A 12,480-nucleotide genomic window follows, 5' to 3' on the forward strand; every position below is an offset into this window, starting at 1 on the left:
GAAAAGCAGGGAAACCTGCTTTTTTGCCGCGTCGAGGACGCGGCGGAGTAACCCAAGCACCAACCAGGAGCGTGTCTATCCCAAAGGGATAGACGAAAAGCGGCCCGCCGCACGGAGTCTCATCGAGGAGCTGCCTATCGACATACTGCGTGGTTGCTTGCGGGTGGCCGGAGGGCGGCGAGCCCTTCGGGGTCCTCCCCTTGGGAAGGGGAGGATTTAGGAGGGGTCGGAACTCTTTTAGGGGGATCGAAGCTCTCTTGGAGAATAACCATTTTATTGAAAGAAGGAATTCACGTGTCTTCTCTAACGCAAAAACCGTTATTTAATCCGACTGCCGATACGAGCTACGAAAAACGGATGCTGATCGGCGGCGAAACGACGAATCTGATGATGCTGAGCAACAACAAATACAAATGGTCGTACCCGCTTTACAAAACGATGATGCAAAACTTCTGGATTCCGGAAGAAATTTCGCTGGGTCAAGACAAAATGCATTATGAGCGTCTTGAGCACGACGAGCGCGAAACGTTCAACAAAGTCATTTCGTTCCTGGTCTTTCTGGATTCCCTGCAAACGGTCAACTTGCCGAACATCAACGATTACGTGACATTGCCGGAAGTGAATCTGCTGCTCAACATTCAAACGTACCAAGAAGCGCTCCACTCGCAAAGCTACGGCTACATTTTGGAGAGCATCGTCGGCGCGGAGAAGCAGCAAGAAATTTATGATATTGCCATCAAAGATCCGTTTCTGCTGAAACGGAATAAATATATCGCAGACTGCTACCAAGAGTTCATCGATCACCAAACCGAGGAAGGCTTTGCCAAGGTCATGATGGCGAATTACATTCTCGAAGGCATCTACTTCTATGCAGGCTTTAGCTTCTTCTACAACCTAGCTCGTTTCGGCAAAATGACCGGCGTAGGAACCGAAATCAAGTACATCAACCGCGATGAACTGACGCATTTGGCTCTGTTCCAAAACATGTTCCGCGAGCTGAAAAAAGAGCGTCCGCATATTTTCACCAAGGCGTTGGAGGAAGAACTGCGCGAAATGATGCGTCAGGCCGTTGAGCATGAAGTGGAGTGGGGCGCATATGCGGTAGGCGACCGGATCCAAGGGCTGAGCGCAAGCCTGATCGATCAGTATATCCGTTACCTGTCGAACTTCCGCCTCGATGCGATCGGACTCGATCCGCTCTACCCGGAAATTACGGAGGATCCGCTTCCGTTCATCAAGCAATTCACGAACTTCAACCAGACGAAAACCGACTTTTTCGAGGAAAAGGTTATCAATTACGCCAAAGGCGGCTCCGACCTCGATCTCGACGGCTTGGACGATCTGGATCTGTAATCGCATAAGACTGCTCATGCCCGACACGACAAGCGTGTCGGGCTTTTTCGTGGCGTGAAGGAACGGCAGGCAGATCGTTTACTACTAGGTAAGGACACGCCGGCTATTTTATAGTAGAGTAAGTAGTAGCTTTTAACGGGCGTTCCAGCATCAAAAATAAATTTTGCAATGTACGGAGGTGGCTGCCTTGCATGATCATCCTTCCAAACGTTTGAGCAAATCGTACGGGACAAGCTCGCGGATGCAACCGGACAAACACGTGCAGCAGCAAGGAAACGAACCGCCGCTGCAGCGGGCGCTCGCATACGGCCAGGCGCTTACTTCCGCCCATATCTTACAGCTTCAGCGAAGCGTCGGGAACGCCGCCGCCGCACAGCTGGTCAGATCCCGGCAACCTTCCGCGCCGCCGGATGGGGATGAGGGAGGAGCTGTGCAGCGCAAGGGCATCGCGAGCCATGAGGATCTGCCTGTTCAAAGAGCGGAATCCGAAGAGGAGCGGGAAGGCGGGGAAGCGGAGGAAGAAACGGTCTCGTTGAGTCCGGAAGAAGCGGACATGTTCGAATCGGTCATGAACGAGCTTTCCGACGAGGAGCTGGAGAAGGGCCTTGAGTCGGAACTGGAGGACGAGCAGAAGCTGGATGGTGAGGCGGCCGTTCAAGCAAAGCCGGACCCGAGCGGGGCAACCATACAGATGGTCAAACTGGTATCGTCCATTTCTTCCGAGAAGAATCCTAATCTGGCGCTTGCGGGCAGGCTGGAAAAGAACAATTCCAGAAAACCACGGCTTGTACCCGTGACGCGTTGGAGACGCATCAAGGCCAAATACAAGCAAAGAGGGTACCGCAAATACGCGGCTATATTCCACCAAAACCTGCAGAACGATGCGGGCACGGCCGATCTCGTTCTGTTGCTTCGCGTTAACCGTCGCATCAAGGCCGGTGCCCGGTTGGACAAGCATTACGCCTCGATCGAGAAGAAATCGTCGCAGAAGAGACAGACGGCGCAGACGCGTACGGAGCTTCTTGGAGAAGCCGTAACTTCGATTCGGATGGAAAACTATGCGGGCGGCGATTGCAAAATGCTAATCGGATACGCTTCCGGACCGGGAATCGATCAGCTGTGGGTGAGCCATTCTAAAAAAACGTACTATGTGGTTGAAGCCAAAGGACCGGGAGCCAAGCTCAAGGTGGATCGGTTCGCAACGCGCGGAGCGAAGAAGGGCGGAGGCACGCTCAAGCAAATGTCGCAAGCCTGGATAGAAGACCGTGTTCCCCGCTTGAAAACAAGCTATCCGAACGAATTGCAGCAGTTATTGGACGATTGCAGTCTCAAGGTGCATAACGGGAGACTCGTGGACGATCCGAATGGCAACGGAGCGTACAAGCTCGAAGGGATTGTCATTACGGCCAATTGGAAAGAAGCGCAAGGTGACATCGGATCGAGCTTTTCAAAAGAAACGTACACGTTTTAATCCATGATGAAGGAGTTCGCGAAATGAAACCATACAACATTGTCATGACGGGAAAACTGTATCCGGAGGGGCTTGCCGCGATCGAGGCGCAATGCGAAATCAAACGATGGGACGGTCCGGGACCGATTCCGCGCGGACAGCTGCTCGAGTGGCTGAAGGAAGCGGACGGGCTAGTCAGCTCGGGGGACGTGAAGGTCGACGGGGAGCTGCTGGATGCCGCTCCGAAGCTTCGCGTCATAGCGCAATCTTCCGTTGGGTACGACAATGTGGATGCGGCGGCTTGCACGGAGCGCGGCGTGCCGTTCGGCAATACGCCGGGCGTGCTTGTGGAAACCGTGGCGGATTTGACATTCGGCTTGCTGCTTTCCGCCGCCCGCCGCATTCATGAAGGATGGGAAATGGTGAAACGCGGGGCCTGGGTCAAAGGGGCGGCCGTGCCGTTCGGCGTCGACTTGTACGGCAAAACGGTCGGCATCGTCGGCATGGGCGATATCGGCGGCGCCGTGGCGCGCAGGGCGCAGGCAAGCGGGATGAACGTCATCTACTATAACCGTACGCGACGGAAGGACGAGGAGGCGCTGAAAGCCAGATACGTGCCGTTCGAGGAGCTCCTTGCGGAAGCCGATTTTATCGTTATGCTTGTTCCGCTGTCCCCATCCAGCAGAGGCATGTTCGACCGCGAGCAATTCGCCCGGATGAAATCGACCGCTTATTTCGTCAATGCGTCACGAGGCTTGATCGTGAACACGGACGCGTTATACGATGCCCTCCGGACAGGGCGCATCGCTTACGCCGCGCTTGACGTGACCGACCCGGAGCCTCTCCCGGCAGATCATCCGTTGCTGTCGCTTCCGAATGTTTTGATTACGCCGCATGTAGGGAGTGCAACGGACGAAACGCGCAATCGGATGTCCAATTTGACGGCGGACAACCTGTTGGCGGGACTGGCCGGCAAGCCGATGCCTGCTTGCGTGAATCCGTCGGTGCAAGTGCGGAAGATTTGATATTGAATGGTTGTTGCGACGGAAGGCAAGAACATGCTCCGATAAAAAGGACGACAAGACCTCGTATCAAAGTGCAGTTCGTTACACGCTTGACGTCGTATTCTCTCCAAAACCCGATCAGAAAAGCAATTTCCTGATCGGGTTATTTTTATTTTCCCGATTTTCATATGGGCCCGGAAAGACTGTCTTTCAGCCGACTGCTGCTGAGAGAAAATATAGTTCTTTAATCAGCCGAAGTTAGGGTACCCCTGAAGAAGTTCGAGCACGCGTCTCATCTTACAAAATATCCCATTACAATTCAGAGCCAGTGGACATAAAAAAGATGACCCTGATAAATGCAAGGGTCATCTCTTGGCAGCTTAGCTCCGCGGTGGTGTGTTTAAACCATCCACAATGGGTGACAACAAAAAAAATAAATTGAACACGAATTAACGCTATGATATAATCGATAGCGTAATTGACAAATTTCAATAAGGAGTACATCATTTTTATTCCCACTTTAATTGTACATCTGGAACTTTGATTTGTCAATGCTCTTTTTTATCCCAAATAAAAGGAAAAAGGAGTGTGTTCAGGGAGAGATGGAAGCGAAGGATTGGCGGCAGGAACAGGAGCGGCTGGAATGGGTCAGGAACAAGCTGCAGGCGAGAATCGCCGAACTGGAGCCGGAGGTTGCCGGACTGCGCGATCAGGCTACGGACATCCGCAAGCGGTTTTGGGAAGAAGTTACGATCAACACAAGCACGCACGAAGATTTCGAAGAGACCTTCTACACGATTAACCAGCAGTCCGCGGTATTGGCCGAACGGGAGCGCGGCCACAAGCTGTTGACACAGCAATGGAAAAGCATGAACCGTCTGCTCCCGTCTCCTTATTTCGGACGAATCGACTTTCAAGAGGATGGCCTGGACCTCAACGAGCAAATCTATATCGGCGTATCTTCCTTCGTCGACGAAGACGGATTGAGCTTTCTGATCTATGACTGGCGTACGCCAATCGCGAGCCTGTACTACGACTACTCCCCCGGCCTGGCGTCTTATGTCACGCCGGCCGGACGAATCGAAGGGACGATGGAGCTCAAACGGCAGTTTCAGATTCAAAACGGGCAAATCCGCAACATGTTTGACGCGAGCGAAACGATCGGAGACGAATTGCTGCAGCAAGTGCTTGGCAAAGGTGCGGACTCGCAAATGAAGAGTATCGTGGCAACCATCCAGAAGGAACAAAACGCCATCATCCGCAATGACAAAAGCCGGATGCTTATCGTACAGGGGGCGGCCGGCAGCGGTAAGACCTCCGCGGCACTACAGCGGGTGGCATACTTGCTGTATAAACACCGCCAGACGATCAGGGCCGATCAGATCGTTCTTTTCTCACCGAATCCGATGTTTAACAGTTATATCTCCACCGTCCTTCCAGAGCTTGGTGAAGAGAATATGCAGCAGACGACTTTTCAAGAATATCTCGACTATTGGCTAGGTTCCTCGTTACGGCCGGAGGCTCCCTTTGATCAGATCGAATATGTACTGACCGCACAAGGAACGCCGGGGTATGAGGCTCGTCTTCAGGGGATCGAATATAAAGCTTCCGAGGCTTTCCTGCAAGCCCTGCAGAACTATGGAATGTGGTTGGGACTGGAAGGTATGCGATTCAACGGTATTCGGATTCGGGACCGCGATTTGATTACCGCGGAGCGAATGAGAGCGAAATTTTACGGTTATGACCGTTCCCTGCCATTGCTCAATCGTGTCGTTCTCGTGCAGGAATGGCTGCTGAATGAACTGGCTTCGCTGGAACGCTTGGAACGGGAAGCGCCTTGGGTACAGGAAGAGTTGAATTATCTCGACACCGAGCAGTACGCGGAAGTTTTCGGAATGCTGCATAAAGAGAGGGAAGTATTCGACATTGCGGAACAATACGCCGCAGTTCGCGAGAAAGTGAACAACAAGCGCCGGGAAGATGAAGGCGACTTTGACTTCGCCCGGAGGGAGGAAGATCTGATCCGCCGAAGGATCGTGAAAGAAAGCTTTAAACCGCTACGGAAAAGTGTGAATAAACTCTCGTTTATAGATATCCAAGGCATATATGGCCAATTGTTTGTCGACGAAGCCGCTTATCGGGAGAAAACGAATGGAGCCGTCGTCCCTCCGCTGTGGCCTGAAATATGCAGGCAAACCAAGGAAGCGCTGCTCCGGAACGAGTTATTGTACGAGGATGCGACTCCGTATTTGTATGTAAAAGAACTGATCGAAGGCGTCCGGACGAACACGGAAATCCGGTATGTGTTCGTTGATGAGGGTCAGGATTATTCGCTGTTTCAATATGAATATCTAAAAAAGCTGTTTCCCCGTGCCCGGATGACGGTGCTCGGCGATTTCGGGCAAGCGATCTTCATGCAGGCTACAAGTTTGGACGCATCCGATTCGCCGCTGGTCCGCCTTTTCGGGGAAGCCGAAACAAGCCTTATCCGCCTGGTACGCAGTTATCGTTCAACCAAAGAAATTGTTGAATTTACGAAATCGATGCTTCCAGGCGGGGAGGAAATTGCACCGTTCGAGAGGGGAGGCCAAAAGCCCCTTTTGACGAGACTGGACGGCGGGGAGAAGCGTGATGCGCAAATTCTGGCAGACATCGCGGCGCTCAGGGCCGAGGGCTTCGATTCCATCGCCGTCATTACGAAGACCGCAGCCGAAAGCCGGGAGGCCCATGAATCGTTACGGATTCATGGAGGCGAAGCACTGCAGCTCATTACGAAGGAGACGCAGGGCTTTGAAAAAGGAGTGATGGTCATTCCCGTGTATCTCGCCAAGGGTGTCGAGTTCGATGCGGTCTTGGTCTATGATGCTTCGCCCGAAGCTTACGGCCGGAACAACGAACGCAAGCTTCTTTATACGGCCTGTACGCGGGCCATGCACCGACTTCATCTTTACACGATGGGCGATTGGTCGCCGTTCGTGCAGGCATTGCCTGCAAATTTGTATGACAAAGCAACATTTCATCCATACACCGCTCGATGAGCAGAAAGCAGGGACCAATGTCAGCTCCTACGCAAACAAAACCGAAAACAGCCGGCGGGGACGACTTCTCGTTGAAAGCCATTCTCCCGCCGCTTATGGCGATTATTGTCGGCATGATCATGGTTATTCTGGACAGCACCGTCGTTAATAATGCCATTCCGAAGCTCGTTGAATACTTCGACACCGATCTGAAGACGATCCAATGGACCGTCACCGGTTATACGCTGGCCTTATCCGCCGTTATCCCGCTTGCAGGCTGGATGACCGATAAATTCGGCTCCAAGCAAATTTTCATGATTACGATCGCCCTGTTCACGATCGGCTCCGTGCTGTGCGGCATCGCGCAAACGCCGGAACAGCTTATCATTTACCGCATCATTCAAGGCTTGGGCGGCGGCATGGTGGCTCCGATCGGGATGGCTATGGTGTTCAAACTCGCGCCTCCGGAGCGCCGCGGATCCATCATGGGCGTACTCGGCATCCCGATGCTGGTGGCGCCGGCGTTCGGTCCGGTGCTATCCGGCTGGCTGGTCGATTCTGTCAGCTGGCATTGGATTTTTATCATCAATCTGCCGATCGGCATTCTCGCTTTCATTCTCGGGTATAAATATTTGCCGAAATCCGACCGCCATGCGGCGCCGCATCTGGACGTTATCGGCATGTGCCTCGCGCCGGTCGCTTTCTCCATGCTGGCGTACGGCGTAAGCGAAGGCGGCACCAGCTGGTCCTCCGCTTCGACGATCACGGGCTTGAGCGTCGGCGGCATTGCGCTCATCCTTTTCATCTTCGTGGAACTGGGACAGAAGCAGCCGCTGCTGGAGCTGAAAGTGTTCAAGTCGTCCGACTTTACACGCAGTATCATCTTGACGTGGATCGTACAGCTCGCGCTGTTCGGCGCCATGCTGATCGTGCCGCTGTACCTGCAAGGCGTTATGCACTACACTGCGCTTGAAACGGGCTGGATCCTGATGCCGCAGGCGCTATGCGCGGGAATCGGCATGCCGATCAGCGGCCGGCTGTTCGACAAGATCGGCGCGCGTCCGCTCGCCTTCGCCGGTCTAACCGTCATATCCGTTTCCCTATTCATCTTGTCCGGCATATCGGTTGACACTTCGCTGTGGGTGATCATCCCGTGCATCTGCATCATGGGGCTCGGCATGGGCTTCTCCATGATGCCGCTCAACACGCATGTCCTGAACTCTGCGCCTCGCCGTCTGGTGAGCCGCGTCACGCCGCTGACGGCGGCAGCTCAGCAAGTCGTCGTCTCGTTCGCGGTCGCGGGCTTGACGGGTTATCTGACGTCGCAAATCACTTCCCACGCCGCAAGCGCGGGAGCAAACGCGAATCCGCTGAGCGCCGTCGTCGCGGGTTACGGCGACACGTTCTTCCTGTCCGCGTGCATCGTGACTGCAGGTGTCGCATTGACGCTTCTTCTGCGTAAACCGAAGCTGCAGGGGGAAGACGGAACCGCCGGCGGGGACAATCCGGACCCGGCGATGATGATGGGTCACTAATCGCTAGAAATAAATACATGCGGCATGTAGAAGCTCGATTGGGAAGCCGTTTGCTGGCTGACGGAGGACCATTTCATTGAAGTAACGGGACACAAGAGTTCAATAAAACAGCGGCAGTCTAGGACTATTTTTTTCGTCCAAGGCTGCCGCTCTTACTTGTAGCGAGTCAGTCCAAGATCGGCGCGTTCCGCTTGCTTGCGGTAGTCGCGAGGGGACATGCCTTTCAGCCTGGCGAACATTTTGGAAAAGACGAGCGGGTCGTCGTACCCGACCGAACGCGATATGTCGCCGACGGAGAGCGACACGTTCTCGAGCAGTTCGCAGGCCCGCTCCATCCGGTAGCGAATCAAATACTGCTGAGGCGACTGTTGCGTCTCCTCCTTGAAAATGGCGCATAAATAACTGCGGTTGAGACCGATATAAGCGGCAAGCTCTTCAATGGACATGCGGCGGGAGAAGTTTTTCTCCATAAACGCGATCGCCGCTTTCACGTATAGCTCCCGCGGCTTCGTCTGCGGCTGTGCATGCTCGCCTGCCGCAGCTTCCAACAGACATGACAAAAAGAAATACACGCCCCCGGTCAGCCGCAGCTCCCGGCCACCGGACAGCTTTTTGGCATCTTCCAGCATTTCGAAGCAAGGCAAAATATTTACGTGCCTTGTGAGCGCCATCACCGGCGAATCCGTAGTCAGGTTCGCCTGACGCAAACAGGAAGCCGCCTCCAGGCCGTTGAAACCGACCCAACTGTAATGCCACGGATCGGCGAGATCCGCCTGGTAATAGGTTACCTCGCCCGGGGTGATGAGAAAGATTTGCCCCGCCCGCAGCGTATGCTCCGTGCCGGATGCGCGGAATTTGCCTTGGCCGCTCCTCACATAGTGAATCAAATAATAATCGCGAACCGCCGGGCCGTATGAGTGTCCGGGCGCGCACCGCTCCGAGCCGGAATGGTAATAAACCAAGTCGGCCTTAACTTGATGTTGATAAGGTAGCTCGAGCTTTTGGGCCATCTGCCGCCGCCTCCAATCGTAATTCCGAATCGATCACCTCACATTATGACATATTTATCTCACCCTGGGACATTCTTTTTCCGCACCGTACAGCTATGATGAAGATAGTAGATCGAACCTATTTCCAAATCGTTGCGGGAGGGATTTTCAAATGAAAAAATTTGCGTTTATCGGAGCGGGCAGCTTCGGGTTTACACGAAGTTTGGTGCGGGACATTTTGTCGTTTCCGGCGTTTGCGGACTGTACGATCGCATTGATGGACGTCGATGAGGAACGTCTCGGCTTCATCAAGCAGGCCGTGGACAAAATTGTCGCCGCCGGCAACTACCCGGCGAAGGTGATGGCGACGACCAACCGGGCCGAGGCGCTGCAAGGAGCAGACGGGGTCGTATGCACGATTCTCGCGAACAGCATCGATGTCTGGCGGCATGACATTGAAATTCCGAAAAAGTACGGCGTCGACATCAACGTCGGCGACACGCGCGGGCCGGCCGGCGTGTTCCGTGCGCTGCGTACGATTCCGGTAATGCTGGACATTTGCCGCGATATCGAGAGGATTTGCCCGGACGCGGTGTTCCTCAACTACACGAATCCGATGACGATGCTGTGCAATGCGATGCAAAATTATACGAAGGTGAACGTCTTCGGCCTGTGCCACAGCGTACAGGGGACCGCGGATATGCTGGCGGACTGGATCGGCGCGGAGACAAAAGACATCAGCTATTTGTGCGGCGGCATCAATCACCAGGCTTGGTTTCTCGAGTACAAGTGGAACGGCAAGGACGCCATTCCGCTCATTCGCGAAGCGATTACGAACCGGCCGGAAATTTACAACGCGGAGCTGGTCCGCAACGAGATGTTCCTGCATCTCGACTATTACGTTACCGAGTCGAGCGGGCACAATTCGGAGTATAACGCCTGGTTTCGAAAACGGCCGGATTTGATCGAAACGTACTGCACGCACGGCACGAATTGGAATCCAGGCGTGCATGCGTACATTCTCAACGCATACAAGAGCCGGCAAACGACATGGAAGGACGAAATCGTCAAATGGCTGAACGAAGCGCCGATCGATCTGAATCGCGGTCATGAATACGCAGCAAGCATTTTCAATGCAGTGTTCGGCGACGGCGCGATGTTCAAGTTTTACGGCAATATCCGCAACCGGGGCTATATTACGAATTTGCCGCAGGACGTTTGCGTGGAGGTGCCGGTGCTCGCTTCCAAATACAGTTTCGAGCCTATTCACGTCGGCGCGCTGCCGGGCCAGTTGGCTGCGCTCAACACGGTGAACGCGATCAACGAGCAGCTTGCAGTCGAAGGTTCGATGACCGGCGATCCGCGCAAAGTGTTCCACGCCATCGTGAACGATCCGCTCACTGCCGCGGTGCTGAGCTTGAACGAGATCAAACAGATGGTCGACGAGATGTTTGCCGCCAATCGCGACTATTTGCCGCAATTCAAGCATGTGAACTAATTCGGGCCGCCGCCGGGCATCTTCAGGGATGCCCGGCGGTTTTTGTGACCGGGATAATCAGAAAAAATACGAACCGGATGTAAGTTCGGACATATGGATGGAAAAGAAGAGAAAGATACCTCTTTTTAGGTATGTATGTGCAGACAGAATTGTACTATCATGTCGAAGCAGGGAAACCTAGTACAAAGGAAAGGGGTGACATCCATATGTTTCCACCAAGAAGCGGTCTTAACAATAGAGGCGGTAGAAACCCTCTGCAATTTGTTCTAAACTTGCTTGTGAGCAGCGAGCAATCGAGAACGGCACCTGCTAAATAAGCTTTCGGTATGGGCAAAAGCTGCACCTAAGTCTTTGGACTTTAGGGGCAGCTTTTCTTGTAAATGATCACATTCTTGTGACGAGTAAGAGGTAGAGCAGATTTGCCGCGCAAAGAAAGGGAATCGATCAGATGAGCTTTTATTTTCAAGTCTGCAGCTCAGAGAGCTATCAGGATCAATATCTAATATTTTTGCTAAAGCATTACAAGGAATTGAATCTACCCTATTCTTTCCCGGTCTCGTTAAGCTTTTTGGCAAGCCCCGTACTGCTTCAGAAGGAAGCATTCCTGTGTTTTAACGAAATGGATGAAATTGTCGGGACGTTTAGTTATATTTGTGGAACGGCGGAAAATCAATATGAGGATTCGCATGTTGCACAAATCCAGATTGTTTTCTTCGTGGAGTCTTATCGGCAAGGTCGGCTTTTTCTAAAAAGCTTGCAATATTTGGTGCAATATATTGCGCAACTGCCAGATTCGATTACCGAGCTCCGCTTTTGGGTTCCAAGCTGTCTCCACTTGCATAAACTTCTATCCAAGCTTGCAGTGAGATTCGCTATTTGGGATACAGCACAAGGCGGGATTGAAGAATATCGTGCACAATTCAAGGATTGGCTAACGTTTGCAATGAAATTCCGTCATGATGCGTATTTCACTCCATAGTGTTTGTTTTTTGGATCCGATGATCATCAAGCTCAACAAAAGGATAGGGGGTGGGGCAGCCGATGCTTGCCCAATACCGGAATTGCCAAAGTGATGATGATTATGCACAGTTTACGCTCTATTTTATTTGCAATCGCAAGAATTTTAATCATCAGTTTTCATTGGCGGACGCACTTGTACATGTATTGGAATCGATTCCCAACTCTCGCATTGTATTGATTACGGACAAGATGGGGGTCATGATAGGGTGGGGGCATTATCGCTATATCAATGCCGAGAATGAATTTGATCCTGCTGGTGAAATCGTTTTTGTCAACTCTGTCATCGTCCACCCTTCCTATCACAGCAGCCTTATCTTTGCGGAGGGGTTCCGCCATCTGGTACAACAAATTGCCGCAGAGAATAGTTGCGTCAACTACTTACAATTTTGCGCGCAAATCGACAACGAGTACTTAAACCGATTGTATAGGAAGTTTTCCCGTATTATTGGACAAAGAGAAGGCTACTATGGGATAGAAAATGTTTTTCAAGCGAATTTTGAAGAGCTGCTTCAATATGTAAAGCGGTTTGAAAGACGAGGGGATTGAAATGATCTAGTATACCCAAGCGATATAGGGATGTGATGCAAGGTTACCACATCCTTATATTGATTGGG

At 52.6% G+C, this 12,480-nt stretch carries 9 protein-coding genes; 8 read left to right on the forward strand and 1 reads right to left on the reverse strand.

The window, feature by feature from the left end:
- Positions 1–294 precede the first annotated feature (294 nt).
- The 5 genes from ACKGJP_RS06930 (at position 295) to ACKGJP_RS06950 (ending at position 8,359) form a co-directional block, all read left to right on the forward strand.
- Positions 295–1,353 (forward strand): ribonucleotide-diphosphate reductase subunit beta, encoded by a 1,059-nt coding sequence (locus ACKGJP_RS06930; RefSeq protein WP_113029931.1) that lies wholly within the window; start codon positions 295–297, stop codon positions 1,351–1,353.
- A gap of 187 nt (positions 1,354–1,540) precedes the next feature.
- Positions 1,541–2,824: a hypothetical protein gene (locus ACKGJP_RS06935; RefSeq protein ID WP_409344937.1), complete on the forward strand. Its 1,284-nt coding sequence runs from the start codon at positions 1,541–1,543 to the stop codon at positions 2,822–2,824.
- 23 nt (positions 2,825–2,847) lie between these two features.
- Positions 2,848–3,828, forward strand: a complete 981-nt coding sequence (locus ACKGJP_RS06940) for a 2-hydroxyacid dehydrogenase (RefSeq protein WP_409344938.1) — start codon at positions 2,848–2,850, stop codon at positions 3,826–3,828.
- Positions 3,829–4,409: 581 nt separating this feature from the next.
- A complete protein-coding gene (gene helD / locus ACKGJP_RS06945; protein ID WP_409344939.1) occupies positions 4,410–6,845 on the forward strand; it encodes an RNA polymerase recycling motor HelD in 2,436 nt (811 codons plus the stop codon).
- A gap of 17 nt (positions 6,846–6,862) precedes the next feature.
- Positions 6,863–8,359, forward strand: coding sequence for a DHA2 family efflux MFS transporter permease subunit (locus tag ACKGJP_RS06950; RefSeq protein ID WP_409344940.1), 1,497 nt, complete (start codon positions 6,863–6,865; stop codon positions 8,357–8,359).
- A 152-nt stretch (positions 8,360–8,511) separates the two neighbouring features.
- On the opposite strand, the gene ACKGJP_RS06955 is transcribed toward ACKGJP_RS06950, so the two are convergent.
- A complete protein-coding gene (locus ACKGJP_RS06955; RefSeq protein WP_409344941.1) occupies positions 8,512–9,369 on the reverse strand; it encodes an AraC family transcriptional regulator in 858 nt (285 codons plus the stop codon).
- Positions 9,370–9,520: 151 nt separating this feature from the next.
- Between ACKGJP_RS06955 and melA the strand changes: the two genes are divergently transcribed.
- The 3 genes from melA (at position 9,521) to ACKGJP_RS06970 (ending at position 12,412) form a co-directional block, all read left to right on the forward strand.
- Positions 9,521–10,846 carry an alpha-galactosidase gene (melA, locus tag ACKGJP_RS06960; RefSeq protein ID WP_409344942.1) on the forward strand — a complete coding sequence of 442 codons (1,326 nt, stop codon included), beginning with the start codon at positions 9,521–9,523 and terminating at the stop codon, positions 10,844–10,846.
- A 448-nt stretch (positions 10,847–11,294) separates the two neighbouring features.
- Positions 11,295–11,825: a hypothetical protein gene (locus ACKGJP_RS06965; protein WP_409344943.1), complete on the forward strand. Its 531-nt coding sequence runs from the start codon at positions 11,295–11,297 to the stop codon at positions 11,823–11,825.
- Positions 11,826–11,875: 50 nt separating this feature from the next.
- Entirely contained in the window at positions 11,876–12,412 is a 537-nt protein-coding gene (locus ACKGJP_RS06970) for a GNAT family N-acetyltransferase (protein ID WP_409344944.1), read from the forward strand.
- Positions 12,413–12,480: the final 68 nt, after the last annotated feature.

This window comes from Paenibacillus litoralis, assembly GCF_046244365.1.
GTDB lineage: Bacteria > Bacillota > Bacilli > Paenibacillales > NBRC-103111 > Paenibacillus_V.

Excerpts from the sequence above, each read along its gene's own strand:
- ACKGJP_RS06940 (WP_409344938.1), top strand. The coding sequence starts at position 2,848 with ATGAAACCATACAACATTGTCATGACGGGAAAACTGTATCCGGAGGGG.
- helD (WP_409344939.1), top strand. The coding sequence starts at position 4,410 with ATGGAAGCGAAGGATTGGCGGCAGGAACAGGAGCGGCTGGAATGGGTC.
- ACKGJP_RS06950 (WP_409344940.1), top strand. The coding sequence starts at position 6,863 with ATGTCAGCTCCTACGCAAACAAAACCGAAAACAGCCGGCGGGGACGAC.
- ACKGJP_RS06955 (WP_409344941.1), bottom strand. The coding sequence starts at position 9,369 with ATGGCCCAAAAGCTCGAGCTACCTTATCAACATCAAGTTAAGGCCGAC.
- melA (WP_409344942.1), top strand. The coding sequence starts at position 9,521 with ATGAAAAAATTTGCGTTTATCGGAGCGGGCAGCTTCGGGTTTACACGA.
- ACKGJP_RS06965 (WP_409344943.1), top strand. The coding sequence starts at position 11,295 with ATGAGCTTTTATTTTCAAGTCTGCAGCTCAGAGAGCTATCAGGATCAA.